Raw genomic sequence first — 17,470 nt, 5'->3', positions numbered from 1 at the left:
TCAAGCACTCAGAACCGGAAGCGCATGATCCTGCCGACATCGCGCAGGCCCGGGATGAGCGCGACGATCTTCAGCTGCAGCTTGCCCGCGAACGGCAGCTTGTCCAGGCCGGGCATGTCCACGCTGCGCAGCGCGTCCACGCAGGTCAGTCCGTCGTGCAGGCGCTCGATCTCGCGCGGGTCGTCGATGCCCCAGTGCAGGGTCGCGCCCGCGTTGCGCACGGCGGGCACCAGCTTCTGCATCTTGATGCCCAGGGTGCCGTAGCAGTCGAAGAGCAGTTCACCGCTCGGGAAGCGCTCGGTGATCCGGCGGATGAGCCGTTGGCCGTCCTCCTCGCGCAGGTACATGCTCAGCCCCTCCATGACCACGACGACGGGGCGATCGGCGGGCACCTGCTCCAGCCACGCGTCGGCGGTGACCGACGAGCGCACCATCGTGTAGTCACCCTGCGGCGTCGGCAGCAGCCGCTCGCGCAGCTCGATCACGTCGGGGAAGTCGACGTCGAACCAGCGCACCGACGGCGGCGGCGCCATCCGCTGCACACGGGTGTCCAGGCCGCAGGCGAGGTGCAGCACGGTGCACTCCGGGGTGGCGGCGAGGAACTCGCGCGTCCAGTCGTCCAGCGTCTTCGCCCGCAGCGCGACCCCCACGGCGCTGGTGCCCCTGATGCCGGTCTTGCGGAAGTCGTAGTCGATGCGCCGCACGGCGTCGGCGGCGGCCACGTCGCGGAGGACTGGGTCCGGGCGCACGCTGTCCAGAGCTCGGGCGTAGAGCGTGGCGAGCATGGTCTCCTGCGCTCCGGTCAGCGTGATCTTCTCGCGGTCCATGGCGTCAAGCTACACCCGTTTCACAACTCTCTGAATGTTCAGTAGCGCCGCGCGTAGGCCGTCGGCGGCTCACCGAACACGGCCCGGAAGTCGCGGGCGAAATGTGCCTGGTCGGAGTACCCGAGGTCGGCCGCGAGCACGGCCCAGTCGATCCGCTCGCCCCGGGCCAGCCGCTGCGTCACCTCGTGCAGCCGGTAGCGGCGGATCACCCACTTGGGCCCGATGCCGACGTGCTCGGCGAACAACCGCTGCAACGCCCGCACGCTCGTGCCGAAGGCGCGCGCGAGCTCGTCCACCCTGGTGATCTCCGGTCCGGTGATGATCCGCTCAACCACGTCGGTGGCGTACCGGGCGCGCGGGTCCGGCTCCGGCAGGTGCGCGCGCAGGAAGTCCTCGACGCCCGGCACGTCCGGCTCCACGGGCGGATCACCGGGGAAGATCCCGGCCGCGTCCACCGAGCGGTCGGTGATCGTGCTGACCGGCGCGCCGAGGAAGGGCCGGAACGCACCCGGCCGGAACGCCACCCCGAACACGCCGCCACGCCCGTCCAGCACCTTCACCTGGTGCCCGCTGGACACCCCGTTCACGGTCGCGCGGCCGTCCTGGAAGGTCAGGTGGACGTTCGGGTAGGGCACGATCAGCTGCTGGTAGGGCTCGTCGTACTCCCACGACACCACCCAGTAGCGCGCGACGTAGGGCGCGAGGTCCGGAGAAGGGCTGGGGAAGGCGTGCCGCTGGTACTTCGTCCACGCGCCGCCGAGCCCGCGTGCGTCCCTGCCCATGCCGGGCAGCCTATGTCGCGTTTGTTCAAGACACCCGGCGACCGCCCCGCTTTGCTCTTGGCCCATGAGCGACCTGATGGCCCGCGCCGCCGCGCCCTTCCTGGAGATCGTCCGCACCATCGAGCCGGACCAGCTCGACCTGCCCACTCCCTGCACCGAGTTCGACGTCCGCGCGCTGATCGCCCACCTGCTGCACTGGGGCCCGTCGTTGGAGGGCGCCGCACGCAAGGAGGCCGTTCCTCCTGGTGCGGCATCCGGTGACTGGGCTGAGGCGCTGGAGGCCCAGGTCGAGCGGACCCTCGCGGCGTGGCGCCCGGCCTCGGCGTGGGAGGGCGTGACGACGATGGGCGGCTCCTTCGAGCTGCCCGCCGACCTGGTGGGTGGCATGGTGATCGGCGAGTTCGTCCTGCACGGGTGGGACCTCGCCCGCGCCACCGGCCAGCACGTGGAGTGGGACGCCGACGTCGTGGACCACGTGCACCGCGAGGTCGCCAGGAGCGCCGACCAGGGCCGCGAGATGGGCGTCTACGGCCCCGAGGTCACCGCCCCAGCCGATGCGTCCACTTTGGACAAGGTGCTCGCGCTGAGCGGCCGTTCGCCGTCCTGGCCCGACTAGGACCTTCGCGCGATGACGAGGAGTTCACCGGCACCGACGGGTTCACGGTCCCATCCGCCGTAGATCTCCTCAACCACGAAGCCGTTGTCGTACAAGGAGGATCGGATCTCGTCCTCGCTGCGGAACCGCATGGTGGAGGAGCTCAGGAGTTCTCCTTCGGGAAAGTCGTAGTGGTGCAGGAAAGTCACCCTTCCCTCCGCGACATCGGTGACTTCGGTCCACCACGGGATCACCCGTCCGTCCGGCAGCGTGGTCCGCGTCCGCGAGTCCACGGGGTTCCACCGCTCCCACCCGCGCGCGCTCGGGTCCCGTGAGTCGAACACCAGCCGCCCACCGGGAACCAGTGCGCGGCGGAGATCAGCGAGGGTGCGCTCCCACTCCGCGTCGTCGACGATGAACTGGGCCACGTGGCTCGTCATCACCACGACGTCGAACGCGGCGCTCGGAGCGTCCGCCGACGTGCCCTCGATCCAGGTGATCTCTGCCGCGCCGGGCTTCGTGCGAGCCGCGTCAAGGGAAGCGCGCGCAGGATCGATCCCGGTGACGGCGTGCCCGGCCGCCGCCATGCCCAGGGCGAGCCGTCCCGTTCCGCAGCCGAGGTCGAGGACCCGGACCGGCGTCTGCCCGACCATGCCGAGGAAGAAGTCGTCATCACGCGCCCACCGGTAAGCGGCGTCGTAGAGCATGACGAGCCGGGCGTCGCGGAACTCGGAATCGCGCATCCCCTGAATGTACGGGCACATCAAGTTCTCACCGCTCCCGTTCCGGCGTCGCGCGGTGGGCACAACGTGGGCGGGTTTGCGCTCAGACGGCGACCGGTGGGGTGAACCGCGCTCGGTGAGCCGTTGACGCGGGCGTAGCACGTCTGCAACTCTTGACTCACGCTACGCAAATTTTCGACAAGATCTCGTTAATTCTTAGCAGACTCGCCGCCGCCTTCCGCCGCCACCCGTCACCGGACCAGAGTGGGAAGGAACGCGAGATGAGTGCGCAACGCATGCTCGCCGTGCTGGTCGCCACCGGGATGACCGCGCTCGCCGGGCCGGTCGCCACGGCGGCGCCACCGGCTCGCACAGCGGCCGCCGTCGCCGACGGCAATCCGGAAACCTATTGGGAGGGAACGAGAAGCGAGCACGCGGTGCAGCGGGATCTCGGTCGGGTCACCTCGATCGGCAAGGTCGTGCTGAAGCTGCCGAAGGGCTGGGCGAAGCGCACGAGCACGTTGTCCGTGCAGGCCAGCCAGGACGGCGTGGGTTACGCCGTCGCGACGGGTCCGGCCCAGTACACCTTCGATCCCACCACGGGGAACACGGTCACCATCGACGTGCCTGCGACGACCGCGCGCTTCGTCCGCGTCACGTTCTCCGAGGGCAACGCGAAGCTCGGCGAGCTCGAAGTGCAGGCGGCCCAGACGAGAGCTCTCACCGCGACCTTCACTGCGAGCAGCACAGTGCAGACCTACACCGCGGGCAACGTGGGTGACGGCGACACCGCGACGTACTGGGAGAGCGCCAACAACGCCTTCCCCCAATGGATCCAGGCCGATCTCGGGGCGTCGGTCGCGGTCAACCGGCTCGCGCTGAAGCTGCCGTCAGGCTGGGAGCAACGAACGCAGACGCTGCGCGTTCGCGGCAGCACCAACGGGACCGACTTCACCGATCTCGTCGCGTCCGCCGAGTACGTCTTCGCCGGCCCGGTCGAGATCACCTTCAGCGCCGCAACGGTCCGCCACGTGCGCTTGGAGATCACCGCCAACACCGGCTGGCCCGCGGCGCAGCTCGCCGAGTTCGAACTGCACGGCCCGGCGACCGGTGACACGCAGGCGCCGACGGCGCCCGGCAATCTGACGCTCAGCCAGCCCGCTACGGGCCAGATTCGCTTGTCCTGGAACGCTTCCACGGACAACGTCGGCGTGACCGGGTACGACGTCTACGCGGACAACACCCTGCGCACGAGCGTGTCCGGCAGCACCCTCAGCTACACCGACGCGCAGCCGGACAGCGCGACGGTCTCGTACTTCGTCCGCGCGCGCGATGCTGCCGGAAACCAGTCCCCCAACAGCAACACTGTGCGCCGCAACGGAAACGGTGGCGCGAACCTCGCACTCGGCAAGTCCGTCACGGCCTCCTCAGTGATCCACAACTTCGTCGCGGCCAACGCCAACGACGACAACATCGCCACCTACTGGGAGGGCAACGCCAACAGCTATCCCAACACCCTGACGGTGGCGCTCGGGGCCAACGCCGACGTCAACGCCGTAGTGCTCAAGCTCAACCCCGACACCGCGTGGTCCCGCCGCACCCAGACCGTCCAGGTGCTCGGTCGGGAGCAGGCCGCGTCGGCGTTCACCACCCTCTCCCCCGCGACCACGCACACCTTCGACCCGGCGAGCGGGAACACGGTGACGATCCCGGTCACCGGTCGCGTGGCGGACGTCCAACTGCGGCTCACCGCGAACTCCGGCGCCACCGGCGGGCAGGTCGCCGAGTTCCAGGTGTTCGGTGTGCCCGCACCCAACCCGGACCTGGTCATCACCGGGCTGTCGTGGTCCCCGGCGTCGCCGGTGGAGACGGACGCGGTGAAGCTGACCGCGACCGTGCGCAACGCGGGCACGGCCGCTTCCGGAGCGAGCAGCGTCAACGTCTACCTCGGCGACACCAAGGCGGGAACCGCGACCGTCAACGGCCTCGCCGCCGGTGCGACCGCGACCGTGACCGCCGACATCGGTCAGCGCGACGCGGCGGAGTACCAGCTCAGCGCGAAGGTCGACGAGGACAACAAGGTCATCGAGCAGAACGAGGCCAACAACGGCTTCGCCAATCCCGCCAAGCTCGTCGTGACACCGGTGGCGAGCTCCGACCTCATCGGAACCGTGAGCTGGACGCCGAACAACCCCGCCGCGGGCAACCAGATCACCTTCTCCACGGTGATCCGCAACCAGGGCACGGTGGCTTCGGCGGCGGGCGCGCACGGTGTCACGCTGACGATCTCCGACGCGAGCACCGGAGCCGTCGTGCGCACGCTCACCGGCTCGCACACCGGCGCGATCCCAGCGGGAGCGAGCGCTCCGCCGGTGAACCTCGGCACGTGGACGGCGGGCAACGGCAAGTACACCGTCAAGACGGTGATCGCCGACGACGCCAACGAGCTGCCGGTCAAGCGCGGCAACAACACCAGCTCGCAACCGTTCTTCGTCGGGCGCGGCGCGAACATGCCGTACGACATGTACGAGGCCGAGGACGGCGTGGTCGGCGGCGGCGCGGCGATCGTCGGTCCTAACAGGACGATCGGCGATGTCGCGGGCGAGGCGTCCGGACGCAGGGCGGTGACCCTGAGGTCCACCGGCAGCTACGTCGAGTGGACCACCAAGGCCAGCACCAACACCCTGGTGACGCGCTTCTCCATCCCGGACGCGGCGGGCGGCGGTGGCATCGACTCCACGCTCAACCTCTACGTCGACGGCGTGTTCCACAAAGCGATCAACCTGACCTCGAAGTACGCGTGGCTCTACGGCGCCGAGGCCAGCCCCGGCAACTCACCCGGCGCGGGCGGACCGAGGCACATCTACGACGAGGCCAACGTGATGCTCAACGGCACCGTCCCGGCGGGCAGCAAGATCCGGCTGCAGAAGGACGCGGCCAACATGACCGACTACGCGATCGACTTCGTCAACACCGAGCAGGTCAGCCCGATCGCCAACCCCGACCCCGCGAGGTACGTGGTCCCAACGGGATTCGCGCACCAGGACGTGCAGAACGCGCTCGACAGGTTCCGCATGGACACCACCGGCAACCTCGTCGGCGTGTACCTGCCCGCGGGCGACTACCAGACCGCGAGCAAGTTCCAGGTCTACGGCAGGGCGATCAAGGTCGTCGGCGCGGGCCCCTGGTACACCCGGTTCCACGCACCGTCCACACAGGACAACACAGATGTCGGCTTCCACGTCAGCGCGGCCGGTTCGTCGTTCGCGAACTTCGCCTACTTCGGCAACTACACCTCGCGGATCGACGGCCCCGGCAAGGTCTTCGACCTCGCCAACATCGCCGACGTGGTGATCGACAACATCTGGAACGAGCACATGGTGTGCCTCTACTGGGGCGCCAACACCGACCGGGTCACCATCAAGAACTCCCGCATCCGCAACATGTTCGCCGACGGCGTGAACATGACCAACGGCAGCACCGACAACCTGGTCACCAACAACGACGCCAGGGCGACCGGGGACGACAGCTTCGCGTTGTTCTCCGCGATCGACGCGGGCGGGTCGGACATGAAGAACAACGTCTACGAGAACCTGTCCTCGACGCTGACCTGGCGCGCGGCGGGCATCGCGGTCTACGGCGGCTACGACAACACGTTCCGCAACATCTACGTCGCGGACACGTTGGTGTACTCCGGGATCACGATCAGCTCGCTGGACTTCGGCTACCCGATGAACGGCTTCGGACCCGGCCCGACGAAGTTCGAGAACATCTCCCTGGTGCGCACGGGAGGACACTTCTGGGGCGCGCAGACCTTCCCGGCGATCTGGGTGTTCTCGGCGTCGAAGGTCTTCCGCAACATCAGGGTCACGGACGTGGACATCGTCGACCCCACCTACAGCGGCATCATGTTCCAGACCAAGTACAACGGCACCCAGCCGGAGAACCCCGTCACCGACACGGTGTTCACCAACGTCTCCATCACGGGGGCGCGCAAGAGCGGTGACGCCTTCGACGCCAAGTCCGGTTTCGGCATCTGGGTCAACGAGATGCCCGAACCCGGTCAGGGCCCGGCGGTCGGCTCGGCCACCTTCACCAACCTCCGGCTGAGCAACAACCACCAGGACATCAAGAACACGACGTCGACGTTCACGCTCGACATCCGCTGAGACGGGTGGGAACCCCGTTCCGGCCGGAACGGGGTTCCCCGATCCACCCCGCGGAGGTCAGAGGTCCAGGCGGAGGTGGTTCACAGGGGCGCGAACGCCTGCCTGACGTGCTCGACGAACGCGCGCGCCGCCGGAGCTGTCGGACCGGCGGCGCGCCACGCGAACTCCAGGGTGCTGCGCAGCTCCGGGGCGATCGGGATCGCGCGCAAGCCGGGCCCGGCCGAGCCCGGCAGGATCGCCACGCCCATCCCGCGCATCGCCAGCTTCTCCAGCATCATCGGGCCACTGGCCTCGAAGGCGATGCGCGGGACGAGACCCTCCGCCGCACACGCCTGGTCCAGGCAGGTGCGCACGCCCGTCCCCCTTGGCAGGCAGATCAGAGCGCGGTCGCGGAGTTCGTACAGGGCGATCTCCGTGTGCTCGGCGAGCGGATCATCCGGCCCGACCGCCGCGACCAGACGCTCGTCGACCACCACGTGCGTGCTGATGCCTTCCGGCGGCGGACCGGCGAGACCGACCAGGGCGAGGTCGAGATCACCCGCGCGGACGGCGTCGAGCAGCTCCGCCGAGTTGCCCTCGGTGAGCGTGACCTCGACGCCGGGGTGCGCTTGGTGGAAGTCCGCCATGGCCGAAGGCAGGTCCACCGCGCCGCAGGCCGTCACCACGCCGACGTCGACCCTGCCGCGCAGCAGACCTGCCAGTTCCGCCACCGCGAGCTTCGCCCCTGCCACAGCGGCGAGCGCTGCCCTGGCGTAGGGCAGCACCGCCTCGCCGACCTCGGTCAGCCGCACCGTTCGCCCCGACCGGTCCAGCAGCTGTTCGCCCAGCTCCCGCTCAAGCCGCCGGATCTGCGCGCTCACTCCGGGCTGGGCGACGTGCTCCCTCGCGGCCGCCCTGGTGAAGTTCGCCTCCTCGGCGACCGCGACGAAGTACTCCAGCTGACGCAGCTCCATGGCCCGATTATCGGCCGGGGCTCACGGATGTCGTTCAGCCCACTCCGCAGTCGCCGGCGACCCGGACGCTCACGACCTCGTAGAACTCCTCACCGCGGTCGTTCTTCATGGGCCGCAGCTCCATCCCCTCGGTCGGACCGTGCGGAGGAGAACAGACGTACTCCTGCTTGAGCGCGTTCTCCAGCCGCAGCAGCACCTTCTTGTCACCGCAGTGCCTGTAGTGCGGGAAGTTGGTCCAGCCCTTGCTGCTCGCCTCCTTGGCGTTGTTGTACCCGCACGTGAGTTCGCCCTTCGGCTGCAGCAGCTCTCCGGTCGCGGCACCGGCCTGGCCGGGCAGGAGGAGGGCGGCGGAAGCAGCGAGGGCAGCGGCCGCGGCGGAAATGGCGGTGATACGTACCGACATCGTTTGCATCTCCCCAGTGGAAGCAATGTGACGCCGACGACAGTGGACCGATCAGGGAGGTGACCGCAACTCAACAGAAACTCAAGAAATCCCGAAAGGGTTTCCATGAATTCCATGATGGCGCAGGTAAGACCAGGTCAGACACCATTGCACGAGTGGCGTATTCAATATCTCTTTCAGGCGTGCGTGAAACGCGGAGACAGCGTTCAACCGCTATCCGCATTCTGCGCGGATGCGACTGTTTTCAACGGTGCTCACGTGCGCGCTTTTCGGTATCGCGCCGGCGGCGGGCCGCGCCCGCCGCCTACGAGTGCCCCGCCAACGCGTTCGGCTACGTCTATGACGGCCCCAACGGCATCGGCCCGAGGCACGAGATCACCGAGTGCCGCGGCGGTTACCAGGACCTTCCCCGGAACTGGTGGGACAGGGTCGAGTCCGCCCACAACATGAAGGCAAAGGCCTTCCACCTCGAGACCTACGTCCCCGGCACCACGGCGAGCGATGTGGTGCTCAGCCTTCAACCCGGCACGAGGGGCAACACGCAGGTGCCAGGCGTGACCGACCGCATCTGGTGCCACCCGTAGCCAGTGAGATCCCGGCACCGCAGTTCCCGATCCTCATGGGACCGCTACGTGATCAGACCGCGCGAACCGTTCGTCGAACTGCCTCGGTTCCGGTGGGACAAAACGGACTCAGCGCACATCGTCGAGGCCAAGGCAATCGCACTCCGGCCCCGCCCCGCGAGCGGCATCGAGTACCACGACCTCTCACTCAAGGGCGCCTACGGACAGAGGGGCGACGCGTTCCTGCTGAACACCGGCGACGATTTCGGTTACTACCCCAGACCTCACGAAAGGTGAACACGATGTTCAAGCTCTCCGCACGCTCCGCAGGAAAGCGCTTAGCCCCGATCGCACTAGCGGTCGCACTCCTCGGTGCCGCACCAGCGGCGAGTGCACGCCCTGCCAACTACGACTGCCCCGCCGACGCCTTGGGGTGCCTCTTCACCGGCAGGGACGGCACCGGCGATCGCTACGTCGTCAGGGACTGCGGCACCCTCACGGCGCTGCCATCGGGATGGTGGGACAAGATCGACTCCGCCCGCGTGCAGGCGTACCAGATCATCCTCTACTCGTTCAAGAACGACGGCAGCGGGGACTACCACGTGCCGGGAGTGCTTCGAGGCGGCAGAGGGCAGAACGTCAACGCGACGGAAGCCAACACCGCCGACATCATCGACTGCTGGTGGTAGTGACCTGCACTCCCTCCCAATCAGACGGACTAGCTCCTCGACGTCTGGTCGCACTGCTGTTCCCGGTCACCGTCGACCTCTGATACCACGAAAGGCAAACGCGCATGCTCAAGGTCTCCGCACGTTCCGCCGGACTGGGGCTGCTCCCGGCCGCCCTGGCGTACACGCTCCTCGGCGTCGCACCGAGCGCCAGCGCCGCACCCGGCGACTGGGAGTGCTCTGCCACCGCGTACGCCTGCCTTTACGAAGGCGCTGAGGGCACCGGTGCCAAGCTCGAGATCACAGCGTGTGGGCAGCACGCGGACTTGCCGTCCGGGTGGTGGGACCGAGTCGACTCCGCCCGCGTCATGAAGGCCGGGAGGATCATCCTCTTCTCCTACTACCCGAACGGTGGCGGGAAGAAGGAAGTGGTGCTCGAGGCCGGGCACGGCCAGTACATGAACGCGTACGCCGCGAACAAGGCCGACAGCATCCAGTGCTACACCTCATAACTCACGCTTCTCACAGTCAGACGAACTAGATGTTGGACTTCTGATAGCTCGGCGTCGCAGGCTGGGTGCATGGAGATCACCCCGGACCATCCCGACTACGACGCCGAGCGCGCGGGCTTCCAAACCGCCTTCGAACACCACCCCGCCGTGATCATCGCCGCGACCAGCGCCGAGGACGTGCGCGGGGCGGTGGCGCTGGCCGCCGAACGCCACTTGACGGTTGCCGTCAAGGCGACGGGGCACGGGCGTTCGGGCAGCGCGGAGGGCCACCTGCTGATCTCCACACGCGCCATGACGGGCGTGCGGGTGGACGCGGAACGCCGCACCGCGTGGATCGAGGCGGGCGCCCAGTGGCGGCACGTGATCGACGCGGCGGCGCCGCACGGGCTGGCCCCGCTCAGCGGGAGCGCGCCCGAGGTCGGCGCGATCGGCTACACACTCGGCGGCGGAATCGGTTTGCTGGCAAGGGAGTTCGGCTTCGCGGCGGATCACGTGCGAGCGATCGATCTCGTCACCCCGGACGCGCGGTTGGTCGAGGTCAGCGCCGACAGCGACCCGGACCTGTTCTGGGCGCTGCGCGGCGGGCGGGACGGATTCGGCGTGGTGACGGCCATCGAGGTCGACCTCGTGCCGGTGAGCACGATCTACGGCGGCGGGCTGTACTTCGACCTCGAACGCGTGCCGGACGCGGTGAATGGCTACCTCGCTTGGAGCGCGACGGTTCCGGAGCAGATGACGTCCTCGGTGGGCGTGTACTTCGCGCCGGACATGCCGATGTTCCCCGAACCGCTGCGCGGGCGGTACATCGCGCACGTCCGGATCGCGCACACCGGCGAGGACGGCGACCACCTGGTTGCACCGCTGCGCGCCCTCGGACCTCGGTTGATCGACAAGCTCGGGACGATGCCGTTCGCCGAAGCCGGGACGATCTACAACGACCCGACGCACCCGCACGGCTACCTCGGTGACAACGCGCTGCTGACGGAGCTGGACGAGGACGCGCTGCGCGAAGTGCTCGCACTGGCCGATCAGTACATTGTGGACATTCGCCACCTGGGTGGGGCGCTCTCCCGCGAGCCGGAAGTGCCGAACGCGGTCGGACACCGTGCGGCGCAGTACATCCTGCGGGTGATCTCGCCGTTCGACGGCGGCGATCCCACGACCGTCCACTCCGGACAGCGGAAGGTGTTCGACGCCGTGCGGCCGTGGACGATCGGGCGATCGCTGAACTTCGTGTACGGCCACCCCGACGCCGAGGAGGGCTCGTTCGAGCCGGGCGACCTGCTCCGCCTGCGCGAGCTCCGGGCGCGGCGCAATCCGGTTGCGTGATCGACGCCGCTGGTGGAGCCTGCCGGGCATGGCGACTTTCGAGGAACTGGTGGCGGAGGGCGACGCCGTCCCGCTGGACGGCTGGGACTTCTCGTGGTTCGAGGGCCGGGCCACCGAGGAGCGGCCGTCCTGGGGCTACGCCAGGCTGATCGGCCAGCGTTCGTCCACTGTGGACTCGATGCTGGACGTGCAGACCGGCGGCGGCGAAGTGCTGGCCACCATTCCGAGCGCGCCCGCGACGCTGGCCGCGACCGAGTCGTGGCCGCCGAACCTCGCGGTCGCCCGCAGGAACCTCGAACCTTTGGGCGGCAAGGTGTACGAGGCGCCGGACGAGGGTCCGCTGCCCTTCCCGGACGCCTCGTTCGAACTGGTCGTCAGCAGGCTGCCCACGGTCACCATCTGGCCGGAGATCGCCCGCGTGCTGCGCCCGGGCGGCAGTTACCTGTCACAGCAGGTCGGCGCGGGCACGATGCGCGAGCTGACCGACTTCATGATGGGGCCGCAGCCGGTCAGCCAGATCAGGAGCACCGACCGCGCCCGCGAAGAGGCGGAGGCGGCCGGCCTCACCGTGGTCGACCTGCGGCACGAGTCGCTGCGGGCGGAGTTCTTCGACGTCGGCGCAGTGGTGCACTTCCTGCGCAAGGTGCTGTGGACGGTCCCCGGGTTCACCGTGGAGGGCTACCGCGACCGGCTCCGCGTCATGCATGAGCACATCGCGGAGCACGGCTCGTTCGTCGCGCACTCCCAGCGCTTCCTGATCGAGGCCCGCCGCGAGGCGTGACCTCAGTGGATGCGCAGCTCCGACAGGTAGCGGTGTCCCTGCTCGTCCGGCACCCACGCGTGCCCCGGCCCTGGTAGCACCTCGGTGATCGTCACCGCGACGTCGTGGTCCGCGCTCGCGCGCAGTGCGGTGCACAGGACCGCGGTGAAGATCGGGCTGGTGAAGTCCACGCACATCGGCTTCGTCTCGTCCGCGAGCGCGACGAAAACGCGCTCCGGCAGGCCGAGTTCGGCCCGCCACCGGCGGGCCGCGAAGTAGCGCTCCCTCGGCCCGACGACCTCGGCCAGCTCGCTCTCCGCGATGGTGGTGCGCCACGTCGCGCGCTGGGTCACCACCCGGCCCACCGTGGTCCTCGGCGCGTGTTCACCTGACGTGGTCACGGGATCGCTGAGTACAGCCAGGTACTCGCCCGCGCTCAGCTCGTCGAGGCTCGCCGCGCACAGGTGCACGCCGACCTCGGTGCGGCGCCCGGCCGCGTCGAAGGCCGGTTCGAGCTCGTCCAGCAGCGCGCTGCCGAGGGCGAACCCGCCGTCCGGCGGGGTGAGGACCCGCTCGGCAGACTCCAGGACCTCGATCGGGCGCGTGGTGCCGAACTCGGTCTTCGCGCAGTAGCGCTGCCAGAACTTCGCGACCAGCTCCGCGTCCCGCCGATAGGCGCGGTTGCGCGGGCCGTCGGCTCCGGACTCCACGAGGTTGCCGAGCGCTCGCTCCAGCATCGCGTCACCGCCGCCGACCGCGTTCCGGAAACCCTCGTCGACGGCGACCCGGTGCACCGCGGCGGCGGAGGTCAGCGCGGCCTCCTCGTACGCCTTGAGCGCCAGCTCCTCGCTGACCTGACCGGCCAGGTGGCCGTCGACGGTCTGCGCGCACTCGGGACTGCAGAAGGCGCCGAGCTCGCCCGCGGGCCCGTCGACCGGGAACGCGGCGACCCGCAGTGACGCGGCTCGGTCAACACCTGGCATGGCGGCCGTCATCTCGCTTGCCGCTCCCCACATCCGGTTGCGTCTGCCGACCTGGCCAGTAGATCCACCCCCCGGAAGCGGTGTCCACTGTTTCGGCGCTCCCCGAAACACATCTTTGATGCTCCACAATGGACGGTTTGGGAACGCCTCAGCGCACCCTTCCCGCGGACACCCGGCGCGCCGGGTCCGGGAGCGTGGACAGCAGCTCGACCGAACCGGAGGCGGCGGCCGGACGGATCTGACCGGGATCGCAGGCGGCCACCAGGGACATGCCCAGCGCGGTCGCGGTGTGCCTGACCTTGCGGCCCGCTCGCGCGGTCATGATCAGACCGGCGTTGCGCAGCGCGGTGGCGTGCTCGGAGGCCGAGGACAGGCTGACGCCCGCGTACTGGGCCAGCTCGGTGGTACCGCGCGGCTGGACCGCGGCGCGCAGCACCTCCGCCCGGCTGGCGCCGAGCACGACGGAGAGCACGTCCTGGCTGGTCTTGCTGGAGCGAACCGGTGCGGGCGCGGCCGGGTAGACCACGGTCGGCACGTCGCCGGGGGCGGCGGGCAGCACGACGGGGTGGGTCATCAGCAGCGACGGCGCGAAGCGCAGCCCGCCCTCGACGGTGAGCAGGCGCTCGACCGGCGAGTCCACCTCGAGGATCTGCTCGCGGTGCCGGACGGCGCCGGGCAGCGTGGACAGCACCTCGGCCAGCCCCATCCGCAGCAGCACGTGCCCGCGCTGCGCGAGGTCGGACTGCACCGCGGACTCGATCTCCCGCCAGCGCGCCTCGACCAGCGTGCGGTAGGCGGCGTTGAGCGCGGCGAGCAGGGCGGCCCTGGCCCGGGGGCAGCCACCGGCCAGCTCGCGCACCCACTGGGCGGCGGGCTCGCCCGCGAACACGGCGAGCAGATCGGCGCGGATGCGCGACGGCGGGCAGGCCCCGATCTCGGCCAGCGCGGCTCCCATGTCGGGGCGCGCGGACAACAGGAAGCCCGGGACCTCACCGCGCGCGGTGAAAAGGTCGAAAAGGGGCATGGCTACAGCGGGCAAACTCCACTCGTAGAGCGCCTTGTCAGAATTCCTGGCAATTCTACGAAGACGGTGAAGAGCGCCAATAACCTCGACCATGGGCAGCGGGCCAGCGGAAAAGCTGACCGACTGCAGCGTCCGCGCGCTCAGTCGAAGTCGAAGCATCAAGTCCACCTCAAGCTAGAAGAATGGTCGGCCGCGACAGTGAATCAGGGGGACATACATAACGAATACAATGGAAACAATGGGAACATGAATCATTTTGCTACCCGACCGTCGCTCGACGTTCACACCTATGCCGGAAAGCATTTACCGGGACGAAGAGGATCTTGGGAGTGCACTCATCGCCCGGACGTCGCAGCGCGGTTCGGCCGAGGAGACCAGCGAGGTTTGGCTGCTCACGGCGGTGGTGAACCCGGGACACGAGCAAACCTCAAGGAGGCGAAGCGTGATTACTCTCGGAGTCATCCTGTTGCTGATCGGCTTCCTGGCGAACATCTCGATCCTCTGGCAGATCGGGGTCGCCTTGTTGGTCATCGGCCTGGTCCTGGCCGTGCTCGGCGGGACCGGGCGGCGCGTCGGCGGCCGGGCGCACTGGTTCTGACGGGGCGCCTGGCACGATCCGACGCGTGGATCAGCTGCGCGAACTCACCCCGCAGGTCCTCGGAGCCCTGGTGCGCCGGTACGGCCACTTCGACCTCGCCGAGGACGCGGTGCAGGAAGCCCTGCTGGCCGCAGCCGATCAGTGGCCGCGCGAGGGCGTTCCGGACAACCCCCGCGCATGGCTGATCACGGTGGCCTCACGCCGGCTGACCGACCTGCTCCGGCAGGAGCAGGCCCGGCGCAGGCGTGAGGCCACCGTGGCCGCACTCGAACTCCCCCACGTCCCCGAGGACATCCCGGACGAGGACGACACCCTGGAGCTGCTGGCGCTGTGCTGCCACCCGGCGCTCACCCGGGCTTCCCAGGTGGCGTTGACGCTGCGCGCGGTCGGCGGGCTGACCACCGCGGAGATCGCCCGCGCGTTCCTCGTGCCGGAAACCACGATGGCGCAACGCATCAGCCGCGCCAAGCACCGTGTCCGGGGCACGCCGTTCACGGCCCCGGAGGACGTGGGCCCGGTCCTCGGCGTGCTCTACCTGATCTTCACCGAGGGCCACACCGCGTCCAGCGGCGACCACGTCAGCCGCGCCGACCTCACGACGGAAGCCATCCGGCTGACCCGTCGGCTGCACCGGACGCTGCCGGACGACGGCGAGGTCACCGGGCTGCTGGCGCTCATGCTGCTCACCGAGGCACGGCGGGCGGCGCGCACTCGACAGGACGGCACCCTGGTCCCGCTGGCCGAACAGAACCGGCTGCTGTGGGATCGCTCGCTGATCGCCGAGGGCACCGCGCTCATCACACAGTCCTTGCAGGACAACGTGATCGGGCCATACCAGGTGCAGGCGGCGATCGCAGCCGTGCACGCGGAGGCACCGGGGACGGACGAGACCGACTGGCCGCAGATCGTCGCGCTCTACGGGCTGCTGGCCGACCTCACCGACAACCCGATGATCACCCTCAACCGCGCGGTGGCCGTGGCGATGGTCGACGGGCCCCGCGCCGGGCTGGACCTGCTGGCCCCGCTGGACGACGACCCGCGGATCGCCGGGCACCACCGGCTCAGCGCGGTGCGCGGGCACCTGCTGGAGCAGGCGGGCGACCGGGAGGCCGCACTCGCCTGCTACCGCAGGGCCGCGGAGACGACGGAGAGCCTGCCCGAACGCCGCTACCTCGGCGAACGGGCCGACCGGCTCAGTGCAGAACCGACAGGACGTTCCCGGCCGGATCGGTGAACCACGCGATCTGCGGCCCGTCCTCGCCGCGGACGATGCCCTTCTCGTCCGCGGGAACGCCCTCGTAGCGCAGGAAGGTGACCCCGCGCGCGGTCAGCTCGTCCACCGCCGCGTCGATGTCGGCGACCGGGAAGTTCAGCACCGTGAACTCCGCGGGCACGTGCTTCTCCTTGGGGTAGACCAAGATCTGCCCACCGTCGAGGTGCAGGTGGAGCATGCCGTGCTCCTCGGTGACCTTCAGGCCGAGCACGTCGGTGTAGAACGCCTTCGCCGCCGGGATGTCGTCGACGGAGAACCCGCTGAACGGGGCGGCGCCGTGCAGGGCGCGCGGCTGCTTGACGCCCCGCGAGATCAGGTACTGCTCGCTCATCTCGATGATCTGGACGTAGTTGCCGTCCGGGTCGACCAGCGTGGCGAACAGCCCGGGCCCGCGATCTTCCAGGCGCGCCAGCCACTCCACGCCGAGCTGGTCGAGGTGGGTGGCGACGGCGCGGGCGTCCTCGACGTGGAAGTTGAGGATCACCCGTCCCGGTTCGGCGGTCGCCTTCGCGACGTCGTCCCTGCCGTCGATGAGCAGGGAGACGCCGCCGTAGTCGATGAACCCGTCGTCGCGGGGCTCGCAGCGGAACGCCGCGCGGTACCAGTCGCGCAGGCGGCGCGGGTTGGCACTGCCGAGCAGGATGCTGCCGAGAGCGGTCATGACGTCCTCCTTGGGTCGGTTCACCCGGGACGTCGAAGCCTGATCAGCCACCTCGACACGCCGAAGAAGTGACCTGAGTCACACCTCAATGCCAGTGAAGACGAGGTCGAGCAGGCGTTCGGTCGTGTCCGGCGGCGCAGCCGCCTCGTTCACCCACACCACGGCGGCCGCGAGGCGGATCAGCTCGGCGCCGGCGAGATCGGCGCGAACCAGGCCCAGTTCCACCGCCCGCGCGACCAGGTCGGCCGCGGCGCGCTCCACACTCCGGCCCCGTTCGTCGAGCGGCCCACCGCAGCCCCCCGACGCCTGCATGAAGCTCGCGGACATCCCACGGGTGGCGGCGATGTGCCGCACGAGCGCGTCGACCCAGCGCCGGAGGAAGTCGCGGGACTCGGAGGCAAGCAGCTCCGCGGCCAGCTCCGCGAGCCCGTCGAGGCTCTGCCCGACGATCTCCGCCAGCAGCGCGTCCTTGTTCGGGAAGTGCCGCCACAGCGTCCCCGGGCCGACCCCGGCGCGCCGCGCCACATCGTTCATCGCGGCCGACTCCACGCCCACCTCGGCGAACAGCTCCCGGGCCGCCTCGACGAGCCGGGCCCGGTTGCGCAGCGCGTCGGTGCGCATCGACTTCTCGGCAGCCACGTGTGACCC

Annotated in this window: 18 protein-coding genes; 9 read left to right on the top strand and 9 right to left on the bottom strand. The window is 69.4% G+C overall.

Features of this window, described 5'->3' with window-relative positions; translation table 11 throughout:
- Positions 1-8 precede the first annotated feature (8 nt).
- Positions 9-827, bottom strand: a complete 819-nt coding sequence (locus BLT28_RS03495) for a class I SAM-dependent methyltransferase (RefSeq protein WP_030430268.1) — start codon at positions 825-827, stop codon at positions 9-11.
- 38 nt (positions 828-865) lie between these two features.
- Positions 866-1,609, bottom strand: coding sequence for a helix-turn-helix domain-containing protein (locus BLT28_RS03490; protein WP_030430269.1), 744 nt, complete (start codon positions 1,607-1,609; stop codon positions 866-868).
- A gap of 64 nt (positions 1,610-1,673) precedes the next feature.
- Here BLT28_RS03490 and BLT28_RS03485 point away from each other — a divergent pair, with 64 nt between their 5' ends.
- Positions 1,674-2,225, top strand: a complete 552-nt coding sequence (locus BLT28_RS03485) for a TIGR03086 family metal-binding protein (RefSeq protein ID WP_030430270.1) — start codon at positions 1,674-1,676, stop codon at positions 2,223-2,225.
- On the opposite strand, the gene BLT28_RS03480 is transcribed toward BLT28_RS03485, so the two are convergent.
- Positions 2,222-2,947, bottom strand: coding sequence for a class I SAM-dependent methyltransferase (locus BLT28_RS03480; protein ID WP_030430271.1), 726 nt, complete (start codon positions 2,945-2,947; stop codon positions 2,222-2,224). The two genes, BLT28_RS03485 and BLT28_RS03480, sit on opposite strands and share 4 nt — an antisense overlap.
- Before the next feature lie 260 nt (positions 2,948-3,207).
- Between BLT28_RS03480 and BLT28_RS03475 the strand changes: the two genes are divergently transcribed.
- Positions 3,208-7,095, top strand: coding sequence for a discoidin domain-containing protein (locus BLT28_RS03475; protein WP_030430272.1), 3,888 nt, complete (start codon positions 3,208-3,210; stop codon positions 7,093-7,095).
- Between the two features lie 80 nt (positions 7,096-7,175).
- Here the strand turns inward: BLT28_RS03475 and BLT28_RS03470 are convergent, their stop codons facing one another.
- Together BLT28_RS03470 and BLT28_RS03465 are read right to left on the bottom strand one after the other, a co-directional pair.
- The gene (locus tag BLT28_RS03470; RefSeq protein WP_030430273.1) at positions 7,176-8,048 is read right to left on the bottom strand and encodes a LysR family transcriptional regulator; all 873 of its coding nucleotides are present in this window, start codon (positions 8,046-8,048) and stop codon (positions 7,176-7,178) included.
- A 34-nt stretch (positions 8,049-8,082) separates the two neighbouring features.
- Positions 8,083-8,451: a hypothetical protein gene (locus BLT28_RS03465; RefSeq protein WP_030430274.1), complete on the bottom strand. Its 369-nt coding sequence runs from the start codon at positions 8,449-8,451 to the stop codon at positions 8,083-8,085.
- A gap of 182 nt (positions 8,452-8,633) precedes the next feature.
- Between BLT28_RS03465 and BLT28_RS39680 the strand changes: the two genes are divergently transcribed.
- From BLT28_RS39680 to BLT28_RS03440, 5 genes are all read left to right on the top strand, one after another.
- Positions 8,634-9,035, top strand: coding sequence for a hypothetical protein (locus BLT28_RS39680; protein ID WP_156051053.1), 402 nt, complete (start codon positions 8,634-8,636; stop codon positions 9,033-9,035).
- Between the two features lie 281 nt (positions 9,036-9,316).
- The gene (locus tag BLT28_RS03455) at positions 9,317-9,703 is read left to right on the top strand and encodes a hypothetical protein (protein WP_156051055.1); all 387 of its coding nucleotides are present in this window, start codon (positions 9,317-9,319) and stop codon (positions 9,701-9,703) included.
- Between the two features lie 104 nt (positions 9,704-9,807).
- Positions 9,808-10,194 carry a hypothetical protein gene (locus BLT28_RS03450; protein ID WP_030430277.1) on the top strand — a complete coding sequence of 129 codons (387 nt, stop codon included), beginning with the start codon at positions 9,808-9,810 and terminating at the stop codon, positions 10,192-10,194.
- A 69-nt stretch (positions 10,195-10,263) separates the two neighbouring features.
- Positions 10,264-11,523, top strand: coding sequence for an FAD-binding oxidoreductase (locus BLT28_RS03445; protein ID WP_052407448.1), 1,260 nt, complete (start codon positions 10,264-10,266; stop codon positions 11,521-11,523).
- A 28-nt stretch (positions 11,524-11,551) separates the two neighbouring features.
- Positions 11,552-12,304 carry a class I SAM-dependent methyltransferase gene (locus BLT28_RS03440; protein WP_030430279.1) on the top strand — a complete coding sequence of 251 codons (753 nt, stop codon included), beginning with the start codon at positions 11,552-11,554 and terminating at the stop codon, positions 12,302-12,304.
- Positions 12,305-12,306: 2 nt separating this feature from the next.
- On the opposite strand, the gene BLT28_RS03435 is transcribed toward BLT28_RS03440, so the two are convergent.
- Both BLT28_RS03435 and BLT28_RS03430 read right to left on the bottom strand, forming a co-directional pair.
- Positions 12,307-13,266, bottom strand: coding sequence for a lantibiotic dehydratase (locus BLT28_RS03435; RefSeq protein WP_162184860.1), 960 nt, complete (start codon positions 13,264-13,266; stop codon positions 12,307-12,309).
- Positions 13,267-13,414: 148 nt separating this feature from the next.
- Positions 13,415-14,290 carry an ArsR/SmtB family transcription factor gene (locus tag BLT28_RS03430; protein WP_052407449.1) on the bottom strand — a complete coding sequence of 292 codons (876 nt, stop codon included), beginning with the start codon at positions 14,288-14,290 and terminating at the stop codon, positions 13,415-13,417.
- A gap of 442 nt (positions 14,291-14,732) precedes the next feature.
- Here BLT28_RS03430 and BLT28_RS40760 point away from each other — a divergent pair, with 442 nt between their 5' ends.
- Complete coding sequence (locus BLT28_RS40760; protein WP_169748575.1) at positions 14,733-14,888, top strand: DUF6131 family protein; 156 nt, start codon at positions 14,733-14,735, stop codon at positions 14,886-14,888.
- Between the two features lie 25 nt (positions 14,889-14,913).
- A complete protein-coding gene (locus tag BLT28_RS03420; RefSeq protein ID WP_407638793.1) occupies positions 14,914-16,122 on the top strand; it encodes an RNA polymerase sigma factor in 1,209 nt (402 codons plus the stop codon).
- Here the strand turns inward: BLT28_RS03420 and BLT28_RS41650 are convergent.
- Together BLT28_RS41650 and BLT28_RS03410 are read right to left on the bottom strand one after the other, a co-directional pair.
- Positions 16,082-16,822, bottom strand: coding sequence for a VOC family protein (locus tag BLT28_RS41650; protein ID WP_030430283.1), 741 nt, complete (start codon positions 16,820-16,822; stop codon positions 16,082-16,084). The genes BLT28_RS03420 and BLT28_RS41650 overlap by 41 nt on opposite strands.
- A 78-nt stretch (positions 16,823-16,900) precedes the next feature.
- Entirely contained in the window at positions 16,901-17,461 is a 561-nt protein-coding gene (locus BLT28_RS03410) for a TetR/AcrR family transcriptional regulator (protein WP_052407450.1), read from the bottom strand.
- Positions 17,462-17,470: the final 9 nt, after the last annotated feature.

Origin of the sequence: Allokutzneria albata (assembly GCF_900103775.1) — a bacterium.
GTDB classification, from domain to species: Bacteria; Actinomycetota; Actinomycetes; order Mycobacteriales; family Pseudonocardiaceae; genus Allokutzneria; species Allokutzneria albata.
Note: the sequence above shows the minus strand (reverse complement) of the source record. Positions and strands in the feature narration are given on the sequence as shown.